This window comes from Photobacterium sp. DNB22_13_2, from assembly GCF_052873915.1.
Map to the genome: position 1 here is coordinate 13,471 of NZ_JBNNXU010000023.1, position 17,567 is coordinate 31,037.

Consider the following 17,567-nt stretch of genomic DNA (forward strand, 5'->3'; position numbering starts at 1 on the left):
TAGCAATGGGATGGTTATAGGTTGAAACGCCTGTTAACAAATAGAAACAATTATTCGTTGTAGGACACATAATCCATTGCTTTTAAGTATAAAAAAGCACCCTTCCGGGTGCTTTTTAATTACCAAATGTTATGTTGTGGTTTTGTTAATTTTTGGCAGGTAGCGCCAGAGTCAGGGCTTGTCGTGACAATTCGGCAGCGCCTTGTTTGTCATCAAGCTGCTCCATCACTTCAACCAAGTAGCCGTAGTCAGCGACATCGCTGCGCAGAGCGATGGCTTTCTCGAAATGCTCTTTGGCTTCTTCCAGCTTGCCTTCACGCATGAACAATTGACCCAGTGCACTATGGGTGCTCGGGTTGCTACTGTCATAGCGGAGCAAGTCCTGCAGGCGAACAATTGCTGGGTGGCTGTCGGCCAGTTTTAGAGCCGGGATAAGGTTGATCAACGACTCGTCATTGTTCTTTTTCAGTGCATCACGCAACACAGTATAGGCTTCACTGTCGGCGTTGTATTGACTCATTAGTTTGACGAAACACGCCACGAGATCTGGACGTTGCTTGGCCTTGCGGCTCAAACTATTCCAGTGACCCATCAGGCCTTCACTGCCTTGTTGCTTGGCGATGTGGTGCATGATGCCGCACTCGGCTTTCGCTTCGAGCTTGGCTGCCTCTTCAGTATCTACTACACCGGCTTTCTCTAGTTGAGGAAGCAGTGCCAGCAAAGGTTTCCAGTCTTCCAGACGGACGTAGCAGTCTTTCAATAGGGTCAGTAGCACGGGGTTACGGTTATGGTCGTGCTTGATATCTTGCAGAGTAGCAACAGCCTGCTCAAATTGCTGCTGGCGGAATTGAAGCTTGGCCCGGGTCAGGGCAACAGCCAGGCTCTGGCCATCAACCTCGGCAGCCAGTCTCAGGTATTCGTCACGCTGGCTGGCATCGCCTTGGCCTTGTGCCGCTTCGGCCGCTGCCAAGTAGTTCAGCAGTGGTGCATCGCTGTGCTTGGCTGACTTGACCACTAGTTTCTCAGCCTGTTTCCAGTCACCTTCGATCACCTTGGTCAGGCCTTCAGATGTCTGTAGGCGGGCTTTGCGGGTTTTGCGGCCCGAGAACCAGCCGCGGGTCGAGCTACCCAGAGAGAACAGGCGCTTGAGGATATTCTCCAGCAGGAAAAAAGCACCGAACAGCACGACCACCAGGATAATCAGTGTCGTCAGGCTCATCTCCACGGTTTGGTTGGCCGCAGAGATCAGCACATAACCTTGGTTTCCGGCCAGCATTGGGCCGACAACGATGCCTGCAATCAGTGCGGCGACCAGCAATAGCAGTTTGATCATGCAGGGTTCTCCTCTGTGCTAAGCGGTTTCACCTGCTGGCGTAGACGATCGCTGATGGTATCGGTGATCAGCGCTTGCGACTGTAGCTTGCTCGGGTAGTCGGCTTCGATATTTTCTTGGCCGAGTGCTTCTAATGTGGTGATGAAGCTCTGAACCGCAGGATCGTCCATATTATAGAACTGCTCAGCCCAGTCTTTGGCCATCGCCAGTGAAGTGGTGTACAGCTCGCCCTGCTCGCGGTATACCGACTTGATTGCGGTTTCCAGTTTGGACTTGATGTTTTCTTGCAGGTAGAAGTCTTGCTTCGGTGTCAGTAGCGGGATAACACTGCCGTCACGCTGGCGGTAAGTGATGAAGTGATCACTGAAATTTTTCAGTGAGGTCATCATATTTGTCTTCCAATCGTCGACGGAGGTCGATACTTCGGCAGTCTCGACAACTTCGGCTTCTGGAAGGATAGCGTTGGCCAATGGTAGCTTGCCAACTTCTTCCTGGAGGCTGGTCAGACGCAATACCAAGCCATCACGGTCAACACGGGCGACCGCTTTCAATGCTGTGATATCGGTATGCATCGCCTGTCGGATAGGAGTTAGGCTTGGATCGTTAAGCTCAGCGATACGGTGATCGGCCGATTCAAGCAAAATAGTGGCACTGGCGGTGTCATGTTCCAGCCACAGTTTGCGGCCCGCCATCTTGACCAAGTAGTCGGCCTCAGCAAGCAGCCAGTCGTTTGGACGGCGGCCTTTCATTTCCGACAGGGCCATTTGCAAGCCGGTAATCGACTTTTCCTGCTGCTCAATCGATGTTTCTGTGCGCTGCAGACTGGAGTTGACCTGGCTCAGGGTTTCTTGCTGGGAGGTCTTTAGAGATGACTGGAGCTGTGACTGAAGCTGGGAAATTTCTTGCTGCAGGGCTGCCATTTGGCTGTTTTGGGTTTGGGTCTGCTGGTGGCCATGGTAGTAAAGACCGGCACCGAGAGCAATAACCAAGGCGATAGCAATCGCACCGGTTTTGCTGCCACCCTGTTTTTCGCTCGGTTGACTAGCAGGTGCTGTGGCGGCCGGTTGTGCGGACTGCTCTGCTTTTACCTGCTTTTCAGGGGTCGGCTTTTTCTCAGCTGCTGGTTTTGGCGCTTGTGCCTTGGCACTGGCTTGTCCTTGCTTATTGGTATTATTTGCTGCGGATTGTTGTTTATCTGCAGGGTTTTCATTATTGGTTTTTTTATCAGTCATCCGATTTTCCCATTGTGCCTATTTTGCTTAGGGTCGTGAACAGCGGGCCATTGGCCGCACTTCCCACATTGGAAATTAAACGAAAACCAAGCTCGAGAGCTTGATCGGCGATTCGCTGGCTTGGTACGAATAGCTGGCAGTTAAGAAACCAAGCCATAGCGCTGTCTGGTATAAGCTTGACCAGTTGGTCAAGTTGCTCACCGCTGGTGACTACCAGGGTGTCAACGTTGGCCTGCTGCCAATTCCGGCTCAGAGCCGGGCCATCAAGCGGTAACCAGCGGCGCTGGTATGTCTCGCAATAGGAGACATCGGCCCCACCTTGGCAAAGGCGCTGGTAAATCAATTCGCGCCCACCATTGCCGCGCAGAATGAGCACTTGTCGCTCAGCTACATCAGACAATACTGGCAAGGCCAACAGTCCCTCACTGTCACAACGCTCAGACGGGGTCAGGACGGCTTGTCCTGTATAGTCTTGCAGCGCTGCGGCGGTTTTCTGGCCGACCGCTATATAATGCACGTTTTTTGGCCAACTGGCACCTACCGACATCATGTAATTGTGCGCTAGGTTGGCTGCGTGAACACTGACGGCAATCAGGAAATCGCCACTTTTTAGGTGTGAGAGAGTGTTAGGTAGGTCTTGAAGGTGCTGCCCCGGCTGAATTTCCAGCAGGGGCTGGGCAATAGCGCTGATCCCCGCGGCGGTCAGCTGCTGTGTTAGCTGGTGGCATTCCGGTGCCGGGCGGGTGATCAGTATGGTCATTAGGCGTTGCCGTAAAGCTCGTCGAGGATAGTCTTAGCGCCATCAGCCAGCAGCTGGTCGGCCAGCTCTAGACCCAACTTTTCAGCGTCATCGCGATGGCCACGGACTTCGCCGCGGACAATCTGGCTACCATCAGGCTCGCCGACCAAGGCGCGGAGCCAGATCTGATCGCCTTCCAGTACCGAATAGCTACCGATTGGCACTTGGCATCCGCCTTGTAGACGGTTGTTCATGGCGCGTTCGCACAATACACGGGTTTCCGTATCTTGGTGGTTCAATGCGCCCAGTAGTTTGCGTACACGCTCGTCGTCAAGGCGACATTCAATACCAACAGCGCCTTGGCCTACTGCCGGTAGGCTGGTTTCCGGGGCGATAGCGTCACGGATACGGTCTTCCATTTTAAGGCGCATGAGGCCGGCACAGGCAAGGATGATGGCATCATATTCGCCGTCATCCATTTTGCGCAGGCGGGTGTTGACGTTGCCGCGCAGATCTTTAACTACCAGATCAGGACGCTGGGCACGCAACTGGCATTGGCGACGCAGACTTGATGTCCCTACTACGGCACCGGCAGGCAGTTGCGCTAGATTATCATAGTGGTTGGAGACAAACGCATCACGTGGATCTTCACGCTCACAGATGGTGACGAGGCCCAATCCTTCAGGGAACTCTACCGGGACGTCTTTCATCGAGTGCACGGCAATATCGGCACGGCCCTCTAGCATCGCAACTTCGAGTTCTTTGACAAATAGCCCTTTGCCACCCACTTTTGCCAGCGGTGTATCGAGAATAATATCGCCTTTGGTGACCATAGGAACCAGTTCGACTTGCAGGCCGGGGTGGGCTTGCTCCAAAGCAGCTTTGACAAATTCGGCTTGCCACATTGCGAGTGGACTCTTGCGCGTGGCAATACGGATTGGGGTATCGGTCATAGGATCGGGTCCATATATGTAATTGGGCACTATCATTATTGCTTCTAATCCTACCACTACTGGGCGGGGATGGTAATTGATGTGTGGCTGCGAGTGCGTTGGGGCAATATTGTCTTGCTATAAACTGCAATTAATGTGATATTGGTCACATATGTTCTCGGCGGTATACAGATAACCGATCGCAAAGTGGCGGTTTGGTGAACTTGTACTAGTTTGAGGGAAGGCGACTATGGAAAGGTCCGCTGGCAACATTTCAGTCCATTCATAACCTGTCATAAAACGGCACTATCTTTACGGTTAATACAAAAACTGTTAGATTGATCACGTTTTTACTCCTGGTTCGAGCCATCTCAACCGCTTTAATGACAAGATTTGGGCCGCTCTTAAGCTGGTAGCTCTTGGAAGAGTAATTTGCAGAACTATATTGAAACGCTTAAAGGTAGATTGGATCAGCTCAATGAGCTAAGACTCGAGCGGGCGCGTGCTGCCATGACTCCGCAGTCTGTACAGGTTTTCAACCTGTTGCCTGTCCTACTTCACTATAATCACCCGGCGGTACCTGGCTATCTTGATCAGGAAGTACCGGTGGGGATTGCGTCATTTACTGCCACCAAGCAGCAGCAACAGTTGATCGATGACTGTGGCTTGGCATGTGCTACTCCGATTTTTCCTCCTGCAAATGATATCCACCCTATCCAGGGGCTCTATGCTATGGGCAGTACGGCCTCTTTGGGGCAGAGCCTAACCAGCGATCTCGATATTTGGGTCTGTATCCGGACCGACATGCCCGCTGAAAACCGTCAGGCTCTCGATGCCAAGTGTGCGGTGATCTCCGAATGGGCCATGGCTCAAGGGGTTGAGGCAAACTTCTTCCTGATCGACGAAAATCGCTTCCGTGAAAACTTCTCTGAGCAGATGACCGGTGAAAACTGTGGTTCAAGCCAGCATTTATTGCTGCTTGATGAGTTTTACCGTTCAGCTGTCAACCTGGCTGGCCAGCGTCTGCTATGGTTCATGGTGCCGCCGGAAATGGAGGAGTGTTACGATGACTACATCTGCTATCTCGAAAATGGCGGGTATATCCATCGTGATGAATGGATTGATTTTGGTGGCGTATCACGCATTCCAGCCGAGGAATATTTTGGCTCCAGCTTGTGGCAACTCTACAAAAGTATCGACTCGCCGTACAAATCAGTACTGAAAGCTATCCTGCTTGAAGCCTATTCTTGGGAATATCCATATACCCAACTGCTTAGTGTTGACGGTAAACGGCGTTTCTTCGCCATTGACCGTACCGAGTTCTGCATGGATGCCTATTACTTGATGCTGGAGAAGGTGACTCGCTACCTTGAGCGTATCAATGATCACCGTCGTCTGGATCTGGTTCGTCGTTGTTTTTATCTCAAGACCCATGAAAAGCTGACTCGTGAGCCAGCGTCTGGTTCGGTACCTTGGCGCCGTAAGGTGTTGCAGGAGCTGACCGACGAATGGCAGTGGCCACAAGAGGTACTTGTAGAGCTCGATCGTCGCCGCGACTGGAAGGTCGAGCAGGTTAAGAGCGCGCACAACGAGCTGCTCGATGCCTTGATGCTCAGCTACCGTAACCTGATCCGTTTTGCCCGCCGTAATAACATTACCTCGGCGATCAGCCCAGAAGATATTAGTATTCTGGCCCGTAAGCTGTATGCGGCATTCGAGGTGCTGCCGGGCAAGGTGACCTTGCTCAATCCGCAGTTGTCCCCGGATCTGCACGAGCAGGATTTGAGCCTGATCCAGGTCCCGGCCGGCCGAACCAATACCGCTGGATGGTATCTCTACAAGCAGTCGCTCGACCCGGTGGCTATCATGGGCCGCCCGGCGTTGGAGCATAACCGCTACCTCAGCAAGCTGGTGGCGTGGGCCTATTTTAATGGACTGTTGACTGAATCGACCTGCCTGCACAATGTAGTACGTGACTCAGCGGTTGATATCGACAAGCTTTACCAGTTGGTCAGCGATATTCGTAATACCTTTCCGATCCGTCGTCCGCAGCCGAGTTTGCAGGCGCTGTCGAGCCCGTGTGAAATTCGCCAGCTTGGCTTGTTTGTCAATCTGGAGAACGATCCTACGACCAGGCTGCGCAATCGTTCGGTCAAATTTGATTTCAAGAATACCGATATCTTCAGCTATGGCCCGGATCAAATGTGCTTGGTGGGCAGTGTTGATTTGGTGTACCGCAACTCGTGGAACGAAGTGCGTACCCTGAACTTCACCGGTGACAGTGCCATGCTGGATGCATTGAAGACTGTGCTGGGCAAGATGCACCAAGATGCGTTGCCGCCGGAATCAGTGGACGTATTTTGTTACAGCAAGCACATGCGTGGCTTGATCCGCAATTTGGTGTACCAGCTGGTGGCCGAGTGTATCGAGATGCGCCTTAAACCGGTTGAACAGGAAAAACGTCGTCGTTTCAAAGCGATCCGTATTGCCCGCCAGACCCACGGTCTGTTCTTCGAGCGTCGCGGCGTGTCGGTACAGAAGTTGGAGAACTCTGTCGACTTCTACAGCTGTATCTCGACCAACAAGTTGCTTGGCTCGGCTAACTTGGTGATGGGCAAGACCGACGAGCCACATCCGCCGGAAATTGTTGATGCCTATGCCAGCGAAGGTTTGATCCAGTTCTTCTTCGAAGATTGTGATTCAGGCTTCAATATCTATATTCTGGATGAGTCCAACCGCATTGAGGTTTATCGTCAGTGTAGCGGTGACAAGGATGAAATGGTGCATGGGGTGAACCGTTTTTACACCTCGGCTCATGATCGCTTTAGCTACAGCGCTAATTTTATCAATTTCAATCTGCCGCAGTTTTACGACATTGTCCATAGCGAGAATGGCGCGCCGCAGGTACTGCCGTACAAGAGTGGTCAGCAGCCGTCGCGACGACCGGTGGTAACACCTCAGCCGCTGATGAATGCTAATCTGACACGCTAGAGAAAAACAAAGCGGAAGCCTAGGCTTCCGCTTTTTTGTTTGGGCTGGTCTATGATGAGGCTTACCAATCGACAGCTTCACCTGCGTGCAGTGAGCATTCCTGTTTGACCAGGGCGATCAGCTCGTTACCACTACGGGTACAGTGCCACTCGCCATCCTTGTATTTGAAGTGATAGCCGCCTGATTTTGACGCCAGCCAGATTTCATGCAACGGCTCTTGGCGGTTAATCACAATTTGGCTGCGGTTTTCAAATTCCAGCGTCAATACGTTGCCAGTGGTCTCGTATTCGATGTCGGCACCGGATTCGTCGATGCCTTCTTCGATGCTCATCAGCACGTCATCTGCTAACTTATGAAATTCTGTATCATTCATCCCCGATCGTCCTATTGCTTTTCCTAGTGTGGGTGCGATTATAGAGGGCAATGAAATGATAATCACTGGCTTTCAAAAATGCGTAAAGGTTTATTAGCAATTTTGGTGTTGGGCGTATTGGCCCTCACCGGTTGTGGTCAGAGTGGGGCACTGTACATGCCTGACGACAGCGAGCAGCAGCAACAGAACGATCAATAAACGGTTCAGACAGGGAAGAGACTACATTGGATTACTTTAATTATCAGCAAGATGGCCAGCTATGGGCCGAAGAGATTCCACTGGCCGATTTGGCTGACCGTTTTGGCACACCACTCTATGTCTATTCGCGTGCGACGCTCGAACGTCATTGGCATGCTTTTGACCAAGCGGTGGCCGATCATCCCCACCTGATCTGTTATGCCGTAAAGGCAAATTCCAATATCGGCGTACTGAATGTACTGGCACGACTGGGATCCGGTTTTGATATCGTCTCGGGTGGCGAGCTGGAGCGGGTCGTTGCCGCAGGTGGCGATCCGGCCAAGGTGGTGTTCTCGGGGGTCGGTAAAACCGCCGCGGAAATGAAGCGGGCCCTTGAGCTAGGCATCAAATGCTTCAATGTAGAATCCGAACCTGAGCTGGAGCGGCTTAATCAAGTTGCCGGTGATCTGGGTAAGGTGGCACCAGTATCATTGCGCATTAATCCGGATGTCGATGCCCAGACCCACCCGTATATTTCAACTGGCCTGCGCGACAATAAATTCGGCATTGCCTTTGAGCGAGCGCCAGAAGTATACCGTTTGGCCCATCGCCTGCCACACCTTGCTGTAACGGGTATGGATTGCCATATTGGCTCGCAGTTGACTGCCATTGACCCGTTCATTGATGCCACCGACCGCCTGCTGGCGCTGGTTGATACCCTAAAAGCCGAAGGCATTGTTATCCATCATCTTGATGTGGGTGGCGGCTTGGGTGTTACCTACAGCGATGAACGTCCGCCTCAGCCTTCGGAATATGCCAAAGCCTTGATGGCGCGTCTGACCGAGCACCGTGACTTGGAGTTGATCTTTGAGCCGGGCCGAGCTATTGCTGCCAATGCTGGGGTAATGTTGATGCGGGTGGAATACCTCAAGCTTACCGAGTACAAAAACTTTGCCATCGTTGATGCGGCGATGAATGACATGATCCGTCCTACGCTTTACCAAGCGTGGCAAGATATCGTGCCGGTAGTGCCTCGCAATGGTGAGAAGCTTTCCTATGATTTGGTTGGCCCTATCTGTGAAACCGGTGATTTTATCGGTAAAGATCGCGAGTTGTGCCTAGAGACTGATGACTTGCTGGCGGTACGTTCGGCTGGAGCTTATGGTTTTGTGATGTCGTCGAACTATAACACCCGTGTGCGTGCAGCGGAGATCATGGTTGATGGCAGCCAGGCCCACGTGGTGCGTGAACGCGAAGAACTCGCACAACTGTGGCAATCAGAGCAGCTGTTGCCAGAATAACGAGAAGGAACAACATGCAGGTTAATTTTTCGAAAATGCATGGGTTGGGTAACGATTTTATGGTCGTCGACTGTGTGACCCAGAACGTGTTCTTCTCGCCGGATGCTATCCGGCGTTTGGCTGACCGCAACCGTGGGGTAGGGTTTGATCAGCTGTTGGTGGTCGAGCCACCTTATGATCCCGAGACGGATTTCCATTACCGGATCTTCAATGCCGATGGCAGTGAGGTGGAGCAGTGCGGCAACGGTGCCCGATGTTTTGCTCGTTTTGTCTGGATGAAGGGGCTGACCAATAAATACCATATCTCAGTCAGTACCAAAGGCGGTAAAATGGTACTCAAGCTGGAGAACGACAACCAGGTCTCTGTGAATATGGGGGTTCCTGAGTTCGATCCGGCCAAAATTCCTTTCCGTGCCAAGCAAAGCGAGAAAACTTATATCCTGCGGGCGGGTGAGAAAACCGTATTCTGCGGGGCCGTCAGCATGGGCAACCCGCACTGTGTCACCGTGGTGGACGATGTCGAGACTGCAGAAGTCGAGACCTTGGGACCGATCCTTGAATCCCACGAGCGCTTTCCCGAGCGGGTGAATGCCGGTTTTATGCAGGTGATAAACCGCAATGAAGTGAAGCTGCGGGTTTATGAGCGTGGTGCCGGTGAAACCCAGGCATGTGGCAGTGGGGCTTGTGCTGCGGTGGCGATTGGCCGAATGCAGGGACTGCTGGACGACAATGTGAAGGTGTCGCTACCGGGGGGGGATTTACAAATCCGCTGGCCGGGAGAGGGTAAGCCGCTGTATATGACAGGTGCGGCAACGCACGTGTTTGATGGACAAATTGTATTATGACCGATATATCTCAGCTTGACGTATGTGCCCCCGATGAGGATGCCGTCTCGTTGAACGAGCAGGTGGTGGCTGACTTTTTGTTGGCCAACCCTGACTTCTTTGTTCGCCATCCAGAGTTGTTGAGCCGGATCCAGGTCCACCATGCCGACCGTGGCGTGGTGTCTCTGGTTGATATCCAGCTTGAGCGCCTGCGCAGTAATGTCGGCGAGCTGGAAGAGAAAATTTCCGGCCTGGTCGGGGCCGCGACCCACAACAGCCAACTTTTCCATACGTTTGCCAAGGCGCAGCAGCAGCTGTTCCAGACTCATAATATCTACCAGGCATTGTGTGTACTGGAAACACTGGCCGACGAGCTGAATCTTGATATCAGCCTGCGCCTGTTTGATAGTCTGGATGATAACCTGTTCCTTGAGCGCCGCAGTTTCGAGAGCTTCAGCCGTTCTAGGCTGTCGTCCCGTCCGGTATACCTGGGCCGGTTGCGTAAGCTGGAAGCGGATCTTCTGTTTGATCAACCGCCGCAGCTGGGGTCGTTTTTGGTCTTGCCGCTTGGCAACGACAGGCCGTTCGGGGTGCTGAGTTTCGCCAGTGTCGATGGCGGTCACTTCCAGCCGGAGATGGACACCTTGTTTGTCGAGCAGCTGGCGATGGTCCTCGCCAAGCTTATTCACCACTGGGAATATACCCGTGAGGTGATTGAGTGAGCTTGCCCGCTGGCCTGGAAAAGCCACTGCAGCGATTCTACGAATACCTGCGCAGTGAGCGAGAGCTTAGTCTGCACACCCAACAAAACTACAAGCGCCAGCTGACGACATTGGCCGAGCAGCTGGTGGCATTGGGTGTCGATAACTGGCAGACCGTCGATGCTGGCTGGGTTCGCCAGCTTGCTTCCAAGGGGATGCGAGATGGCCTCAAGGCCAGCAGCCTGTCGATGCGATTGTCAGCACTGCGTAGTTTTCTCGATTACTTGGTTCGCCAAGGTGTCCTCAAGGCCAACCCGGCCAAGGGGGTGTCTGCACCGCGTAAGGCCAGGCCGCTGCCGAAAAACCTGGATGTTGACGAGATGGATCAGCTGCTCAGCGTCGATGATGATGACCCTTTGTCTATCCGCGATCGGGCGATGATGGAGTTGATGTACGGAGCTGGTTTGCGTTTGTCTGAGCTGGTCAGCCTCAATGTCAAAGATGTCAGCCTGCGCAAGGGCGATTTGCGGGTGATCGGTAAAGGCGACAAAGAGCGTGTTGTGCCGTTTGCCGGGCTGGCTCGCGAATGGGTTGGACACTGGCTTAAGGTTCGGGGGCAATTGGCCGCTGCCGGCGAGCCGGGGTTGTTTGTGTCCAAGTTGGGCCAGCGAATTTCCAACCGTAATGTTCAGAAGCGGATGGCGGAATGGGGGCAGAAACAGGCGGTATCTAGCCATATCAACCCGCATAAACTGCGACATAGCTTTGCCACCCATATGCTTGAGTCCTCGGGAGATCTGCGGGCGGTTCAGGAATTGCTGGGCCATGCCAACCTGTCGACCACCCAAATCTATACCCACTTGGACTTCCAGCACCTTGCGCAGGTGTATGATGAAGCCCACCCCCGTGCCAAGCGCAATAAGCGTTGAGCTGGGGCGTTTTCAAGAGTAGCCGCTGATGCAGTTTTACCGACCTTTTTCCGCGCCACGGGCGCTGACCTTTGATCTTGACGATACCCTCTATGATAACCGACCGGTGATACGCCGGGCTGAGCAGTCAATGCATGATTGGTTGACGGTTAACCACCCGCGGCTGAAAGGGATGGGGGTAGCGGGTTGGCAGCAATTGAAGATGCGTCTTGCCAAGGCTGATCCTATGCTGCGCCATAATGTGACCCAATGGCGGTTTGAATTACTCAAGATTGGCTTTATGCAGCTGGGCTATTCCTTATCGGCTGCCGAGCAGGCGGCAGGCGAAGGGGTCGCGGTGGTTCTTGAGGTCAGAAACCAAGTTGATGTCCCCGCAGAAACGCATCGGGTATTGGCATTACTCAAGCAACAACTGCCGCTGGTGGCTATTACCAATGGCAATGTGGATGCGGAAAAAATCGGGCTGGCGCAGTATTTTGATGGGGTTCTGATGGCGGGCCGTGATGGATTAGCCAAGCCTGAGCCCGATTTATTTGTCAGCGCGGCGGTAGATCTAGGCATTTCCCCGAGTGATATTCTCCATATTGGCGATCACGTGGTGACCGATGTAGGTGGCGCTAAGCAAAACGGTTTCAAGGCCTGCTGGTTCAATGATCAGCACCGCGTGTTGAGTCGTGAGCCACGCGCCAAGTGGCTACCGGATGTCGAGATCAGCCAGCTGTCACAGCTGTTGGCATTGGTGTCTGAGTGAGACGAAGCCACATATAGCCGGTTATCTGAGTGATAAAAAAAGGGACAGCATGCTGTCCCTTTTCTGTTTCGCCCTGAAATAGGTTTACTGCAATAAAGACTGCTTCGGCTTGCTGCTGATGAGATGGTCGACAGAAATCATCCCGGCGCCCCAGAACACGTTGATCAGCATCATCATGCCCCATAGCTGGTGGTCGAAGAAGCCCTTCTCCCACAGCAGCGGGTAGGACACTACCGCAATGATATTGAACACGAACAGTGCCAGTGCCATTGGTCGGGTGAACAAGCCGAGTGCCAAGAAAACGGGCAGGATCAGCTCGGCTGCCGTGCCCGAATAGGCGGCGAATTGCCAGGGGATCAGGGGCACTTGGTACTCATACTCGAACAGGTAAAGGGTGCTGTCCCAACTGCTGTATTTCACCATCCCTGACTTGAAGAATACCCATGCCACCCACAGTCGGGTGAACAGCAGGAACAGAGGGATCAGGGGCTCGGTGATCCGCTGGGCCGTGATATCGATTTGTTTGAGAAAATTCAGCATGCGCACTCTCCCTCAGGCAGGCCGTGGATACGGGTGAATAGTTGTTGTTGGATAAGCTCGCCCAGTATGGCCAGCATATCCTCGCTTGCTTCGCCAAGTGGCTGCTCTTGTTGGCTCAGTCGCAACAACGCTGTGGCAGCCGTGGTTGTCGCGATCACTAGCATGCCTTGTGAGCGGTGCTGGATAATGACGGACTCCGGTTGGGTCATGTCAATTGGCTCAATCTGATCATCAGTGATCATCTGCCACAGGCTGGCGACAGGATATTGTGCATCAAAGTTATAGGTGGGTTCAGCCACCTCCAGTATCAACTGGCTGAGGTTGTCCTCTGTGATTTGGGACAATTGCTCAAACGGAAAGTCCGGAGTGATAGCTGCATGCTGACTAGCCCGGTCGACCAGCCACTCCAATTGGGCCAGTTCGGCTAGATAAGGAACCGCCTCAATCACTGACGGCTGGCCGGAAATCGTATCGGCAAAGCCGTCGCCGTAATCGGTCACATTGCCTTCCCCGAGTGGATAGGCCAGTACATGCAGGCGGGCGAGTAGAGCGAAACACTCGTCACCGACCACGGCCTTGCAGCATGGGTAGGTGGCTTCCAGTACTTCCGACAAACTGATAATAAAGTTGTTACGGTAGATCTGTATCAGTTGTTCCGGGGCAAACTGACCGGTAGCAACGGCTTCATTAGCAGGGCTTGGCCGGTAGTGCAGCGCCTCGGCGAAATCCTGTTGTAGTTGATGTAGTTGGTGCGGTTTTTTAGGCTGCGGAGATCCCATTACTGGCCTCCTCGGCAATGATTTGTTGTGCCTTGCCAGCTTCACCGAGCAGTACGTCGATATCAGGGATATCGAGATCCCACTCAATGAGCGTTGGTACTCCGCCGAGAGAGGAAAAGTGCTGGCGTACCCACTGGTGATAGAGTTGCCAGACCGGCTCACTGACCGGGCGGCTATGGGTATCTATCCAGATCTCACCTTGATCGAACGTCTTGACGGTAAACCCTGCTAAGTGGATTTCTTTAACCGTTTTCGGGTCGACAGCATCCAGGTAGGTTTGGCAATTGAAACCGTGGTTGAAACTGCTGACGTAAATGTTGTTGAGATCGAGCAGCAAGCCGCATCCGGTGCGCTGTTGAACGGACCTCAGAAATTCCCATTCCGGAATCGTGGAATGGTTGAAGCTCAGGTAGCTGGACGGGTTCTCGACCAAGAGTTGGCGGCCGAGCATGTCTTGTACCTGCTCAACCTTGTGGCAGAAGTGGGCCAGAGCTTCCTCGGTATAGGGCAGGGGCAACAGATCATTGAAGTACTGACCGTTAACCGAACTCCAGCTGAGGTGGTCGGATACCGCAATCGGATCTATTTCATCCACAAGTTGCTTGAGTTGGGATAGGTGCTGTTTATCCAGCGTATCGGCAGAGCCGAGTGACATCCCGATCCCATGGCAGCTGATGGGGTAATGGTTGGCAATGTCTCTGAGTTGCTGGCGGGCTGGCGAGTGAGGCGTAAAAAAATTCTCGCTGTGGATTTCCAGCCAGCCGATATCCGGCCGCTCAGAGAGAAAGTGATGGATATGGGGGGAGCGAAGCCCCACCCCTACCATCTTGTCAGGAGACAGCCTGCTCAATTACTTAGCCTCTTTAGAGCTACCGGCCAAGCGATCACAAAGGCCCTTAGGCACCATGACGAAAGCATCTTTCTGACCATCGGTTTTCGAGGTACCGGCACAAGAGCTGGTTTTGGTCGCACAGTCGTTTTTACCTGCTTTGACCACCCCGTAGCATTTTTCCTTGTCGGCTGAGGCCGCGAGAGCGACAGAAGGTGTTAGTGCCGTACCGGCAAGGGCAAGTAAACCAGAAACCGCGGTAGCAACAGCAAGATTAGACTTTTTCATAATGATTCCTTCATTTGGGATGTTATCAAGTTGGTAGGTGGTTAAGGGTTATGATGAGCTGGTTGAGCCGCCGTTAAGGCGATCGCATAAGCCTTTAGGAACCATGACAAATGCATCTTTCTGGCCATCGGTTTTCGAGGTGCCGGCACAAGAGCTGGTTTTTGTGGCACAGTCATTCTTGCCTGCCTTCACCACGCCGTAGCACTTTTCTTTTTCCTCGGCAGCTACCGCGGTAGTGGTGGTCATAGCGGTACCAGCTAGAGCAATTAGGCCTGTTACTGCAGTTGCTAGTGCAATGTTGGTGGTCTTTTTCATGTTGATTCCTCTTAAATACGCTGACTGTTGCAGGGAAATGCAACGTTTCCTTTTGGGTTAACTGACACCTTATTGGTGCTCTCGGTACATAAGAAAGGGTGAGTTGGGAATAACTTTCACGCTTTCTTGAGTTTTTTAACTTTTCGTTAACTTTGCGTATTTCCAAGCATAGAACAAAAAAATATGGCAAGAGATTGATAAGGTGAAATTTTTGTCACGCTTTATTGATGGGGTTGTCATCTGTTGGCTGGGGCGGTGCGGCTGAGGGGAGGTTTCTCGCATCACGGTGGGCTTTGTGGTTATAATCATCACCATTGTATAAATAACCAGTAGAGAGCGATGGACGTTTCACTTCTGTTAGATGGCCTGAATGACAAGCAACGCGAGGCGGTGGCGGCACCGTTGGGTAACCACCTGGTTTTGGCCGGCGCCGGGAGTGGTAAAACCCGGGTCTTGGTCCATCGCATTGCCTGGTTGATGACGATAGAGCAGGCTTCGCCTTACTCGATCATGTCGGTGACCTTTACCAATAAGGCGGCTGCCGAGATGCGCGGCCGGATCAATGAGCTGATGCACGGCTCGTCGGCAGGTATGTGGAACGGCACCTTCCATGGCCTGTGTCACCGCATGCTGCGCGCCCACTATTTGGATGCCAGTTTGCCGGAAGATTTCAATATCCTCGATTCTGATGATCAGATGCGTTTGATGCGCCGTTTGATTAAGGCCCAAAACCTAGACGAGAAGCAGTGGCCAGCCCGTCAGGCGGTGTGGTACGTCAACGGCAAGAAAGACGAGGGCCTGCGTCCGCAGCATATTGATTCGTTCAATGACCCGGTCGAGCAAACCTGGCTGCGTCTTTATACTGCCTATCAGGAAGCATGTGATCGCGCTGGTTTAGTCGATTTCGCCGAGTTGCTATTGCGTGCCTTTGAGTTGCTGCAGCGCAGCAAGCATATCCGTGAACACTACCAGGCTCGCTTTAAGCACATTCTGGTGGATGAATTCCAGGATACCAACAACATCCAGTTTGCCTGGTTGCGCCTGATGGCCGGTCCGGACTGTAATGTGATGATTGTGGGTGATGATGACCAATCAATTTATGGCTGGCGTGGTGCCAAGGTGGAGAACATCCAGCGCTTCCTCAATGATTTCAAGGGGGCAAGTTCGATCTTCCTTGAGCAAAACTACCGTTCGACCGCTAACATCCTGAAAGCGGCCAATGGCTTGATCGCCAACAACAACGAGCGAATGGGCAAGAATCTGTGGACCGATGGCGCCGAAGGTGAGCTGATCTCGATTTATTCGGCCTTCAACGAGCTCGATGAAGCCCGCTTTGTGGTTGGTAAAATTAAAGAGCTGCGCGATCAGGGCGGAGCCTTGAGCGATGCAGCCATGCTTTATCGTAGCAATGCCCAGTCGCGGGTATTGGAAGAAGCGTTGATCCAGTCGGGAATGCCGTATCGGATTTATGGCGGTATGCGTTTCTTCGAGCGTCAGGAAATCAAAGATTCCCTGTCGTATTTACGATTGATGGCCAACCGTAATGATGATGCCTCGTTTGAGCGGGTAGTGAATACCCCGACCCGTGGCTTGGGTGATCGTACACTGGAAACAATCCGCATGACAGCTCGTGACCGCGGAGCGACCATGTGGCAAGCCAGTGTTGCCTTGCTGGAAGAGCAAGTGCTGGCTGGCCGTGCTGCCAATTCGCTGCGCCGCTTTATCGAACTGGTCAACGCTCTGGAAGATGATACCCGCGATCTGCCGCTGTATCAGCAAACCGATGAGGTGATCCGTAATTCTGGCCTGCGTGCGATGTACGAGCAGGAAAAGGGCGAGAAAGCCCAGGCACGAATCGAAAACCTTGAGGAACTGGTCACCGCAACCCGCCAGTTCGAGATCCCGGAAGAAGCCGAGGAGATGAGCCCGCTGTCGGCGTTCTTGTCCCATGCTGCGCTGGAAGCGGGTGAAGGTCAGGCGGATGAGTTCGACGATGCCGTCCAGCTGATGACCATGCACAGTGCCAAGGGGTTGGAATTCCCAGTGGTATTTATGGTCGGTGTCGAAGAAGGGATGTTCCCGAGCTCGCGCACCACCGAGGAAGTGGGCCGTTTGGAAGAGGAGCGCCGCTTGTGCTATGTGGGTATGACCCGTGCAATGCAGAAGCTCTATATCTCCCATGCAGAAATGCGTCGACTTTACGGAAAGGATAACTTCCATAAACCGTCACGTTTTATCCGCGAGATCCCAGAAGAGTTTATTGAAGAAGTGCGGATGAAGGCCAAGGTCTCCCGTCCTGCCAGCAGCGGTCGTTTCAGCCAGGCCCAGGTCAACGATAACTTCAATCAAACGGGTTATACCCTCGGCCAGCGGGTCCAGCATCCGAAATTTGGTGAGGGGACCATCATCAACTTTGAGGGAAGTGGTGCCCAGAGCCGGGTACAGGTAGCCTTCAATGGTGAGGGTATCAAATGGTTGGTGACCCAATATGCCAAGCTTGAGCCGATGTAAACGCTGAAAAGAACAATGGCTG

The 17,567-nt window shown here is 53.0% G+C and carries 18 protein-coding genes; 8 read left to right on the plus strand and 10 right to left on the minus strand.

The features are described from left to right. Positions 1–145 precede the first annotated feature (145 nt). From ACVA58_RS23545 to hemC, 4 genes are read right to left on the minus strand one after another with little or no spacing between them, the layout of a single operon-like run. Positions 146–1,333 carry a heme biosynthesis HemY N-terminal domain-containing protein gene (locus ACVA58_RS23545; RefSeq protein WP_446512730.1) on the minus strand — a complete coding sequence of 396 codons (1,188 nt, stop codon included), beginning with the start codon at positions 1,331–1,333 and terminating at the stop codon, positions 146–148. After that, positions 1,330–2,565 carry a uroporphyrinogen-III C-methyltransferase gene (gene hemX / locus ACVA58_RS23550; protein ID WP_446512731.1) on the minus strand — a complete coding sequence of 412 codons (1,236 nt, stop codon included), beginning with the start codon at positions 2,563–2,565 and terminating at the stop codon, positions 1,330–1,332. The genes ACVA58_RS23545 and hemX overlap by 4 nt, the downstream gene beginning before the upstream one ends. Then, a complete protein-coding gene (locus ACVA58_RS23555; protein WP_446512732.1) occupies positions 2,558–3,325 on the minus strand; it encodes a uroporphyrinogen-III synthase in 768 nt (255 codons plus the stop codon). Before ACVA58_RS23555 ends, hemX begins: the two co-directional genes overlap by 8 nt. Beyond that, positions 3,325–4,257 carry a hydroxymethylbilane synthase gene (hemC, locus tag ACVA58_RS23560; protein ID WP_446512733.1) on the minus strand — a complete coding sequence of 311 codons (933 nt, stop codon included), beginning with the start codon at positions 4,255–4,257 and terminating at the stop codon, positions 3,325–3,327. The genes ACVA58_RS23555 and hemC overlap by 1 nt, the downstream gene beginning before the upstream one ends. A 411-nt stretch (positions 4,258–4,668) precedes the next feature. On the opposite strand from hemC, the gene ACVA58_RS23565 reads away from it, so the two are divergent. Beyond that, on the plus strand, positions 4,669–7,227 hold the full coding sequence (locus ACVA58_RS23565; protein WP_446512734.1) for a class I adenylate cyclase: 2,559 nt from the start codon (positions 4,669–4,671) through the stop codon (positions 7,225–7,227). A 61-nt stretch (positions 7,228–7,288) separates the two neighbouring features. Here the strand turns inward: ACVA58_RS23565 and cyaY are convergent, their stop codons facing one another. Next, positions 7,289–7,600 (minus strand): iron donor protein CyaY, encoded by a 312-nt coding sequence (gene cyaY / locus ACVA58_RS23570; RefSeq protein ID WP_446512735.1) that lies wholly within the window; start codon positions 7,598–7,600, stop codon positions 7,289–7,291. A 78-nt stretch (positions 7,601–7,678) separates the two neighbouring features. Here cyaY and lptM point away from each other — a divergent pair, with 78 nt between their 5' ends. The 6 genes from lptM to yigB are packed head-to-tail and all read left to right on the plus strand — an operon-like array spanning position 7,679 to position 12,283. Further along, the gene (gene lptM, locus ACVA58_RS23575) at positions 7,679–7,798 is read left to right on the plus strand and encodes an LPS translocon maturation chaperone LptM (protein ID WP_255041592.1); all 120 of its coding nucleotides are present in this window, start codon (positions 7,679–7,681) and stop codon (positions 7,796–7,798) included. Between the two features lie 26 nt (positions 7,799–7,824). After that, complete coding sequence (gene lysA / locus ACVA58_RS23580; RefSeq protein ID WP_446512736.1) at positions 7,825–9,078, plus strand: diaminopimelate decarboxylase; 1,254 nt, start codon at positions 7,825–7,827, stop codon at positions 9,076–9,078. Positions 9,079–9,092: 14 nt separating this feature from the next. Next, a complete protein-coding gene (gene dapF, locus ACVA58_RS23585) occupies positions 9,093–9,923 on the plus strand; it encodes a diaminopimelate epimerase (RefSeq protein ID WP_446512737.1) in 831 nt (276 codons plus the stop codon). After that, positions 9,920–10,624, plus strand: coding sequence for a DUF484 family protein (locus ACVA58_RS23590; RefSeq protein WP_446512738.1), 705 nt, complete (start codon positions 9,920–9,922; stop codon positions 10,622–10,624). The genes dapF and ACVA58_RS23590 overlap by 4 nt, the downstream gene beginning before the upstream one ends. Next, positions 10,621–11,532, plus strand: a complete 912-nt coding sequence (gene xerC / locus ACVA58_RS23595; protein ID WP_446512739.1) for a tyrosine recombinase XerC — start codon at positions 10,621–10,623, stop codon at positions 11,530–11,532. The genes ACVA58_RS23590 and xerC overlap by 4 nt, the downstream gene beginning before the upstream one ends. A gap of 28 nt (positions 11,533–11,560) precedes the next feature. Further along, positions 11,561–12,283, plus strand: coding sequence for a 5-amino-6-(5-phospho-D-ribitylamino)uracil phosphatase YigB (gene yigB, locus ACVA58_RS23600; RefSeq protein ID WP_446512740.1), 723 nt, complete (start codon positions 11,561–11,563; stop codon positions 12,281–12,283). 84 nt (positions 12,284–12,367) lie between these two features. Here the strand turns inward: yigB and ACVA58_RS23605 are convergent, their stop codons facing one another. The 5 genes from ACVA58_RS23605 to ACVA58_RS23625 are packed head-to-tail and all read right to left on the minus strand — an operon-like array spanning position 12,368 to position 15,034. Next, on the minus strand, positions 12,368–12,823 hold the full coding sequence (locus tag ACVA58_RS23605; protein ID WP_446512741.1) for a DoxX family protein: 456 nt from the start codon (positions 12,821–12,823) through the stop codon (positions 12,368–12,370). Beyond that, positions 12,817–13,602, minus strand: a complete 786-nt coding sequence (locus ACVA58_RS23610) for an HvfC/BufC family peptide modification chaperone (protein WP_446512742.1) — start codon at positions 13,600–13,602, stop codon at positions 12,817–12,819. Before ACVA58_RS23610 ends, ACVA58_RS23605 begins: the two co-directional genes overlap by 7 nt. Further along, complete coding sequence (gene bufB, locus ACVA58_RS23615; protein WP_446512743.1) at positions 13,583–14,452, minus strand: MNIO family bufferin maturase; 870 nt, start codon at positions 14,450–14,452, stop codon at positions 13,583–13,585. The genes ACVA58_RS23610 and bufB overlap by 20 nt, the downstream gene beginning before the upstream one ends. After that, the gene (locus tag ACVA58_RS23620; protein WP_446512744.1) at positions 14,453–14,719 is read right to left on the minus strand and encodes a BufA1 family periplasmic bufferin-type metallophore; all 267 of its coding nucleotides are present in this window, start codon (positions 14,717–14,719) and stop codon (positions 14,453–14,455) included. 48 nt (positions 14,720–14,767) lie between these two features. Then, positions 14,768–15,034: a BufA1 family periplasmic bufferin-type metallophore gene (locus ACVA58_RS23625; RefSeq protein WP_446512745.1), complete on the minus strand. Its 267-nt coding sequence runs from the start codon at positions 15,032–15,034 to the stop codon at positions 14,768–14,770. Between the two features lie 339 nt (positions 15,035–15,373). On the opposite strand from ACVA58_RS23625, the gene uvrD reads away from it, so the two are divergent. Continuing rightward, a complete protein-coding gene (gene uvrD / locus ACVA58_RS23630) occupies positions 15,374–17,545 on the plus strand; it encodes a DNA helicase II (protein ID WP_446512746.1) in 2,172 nt (723 codons plus the stop codon). Positions 17,546–17,567 lie beyond the last annotated feature (22 nt).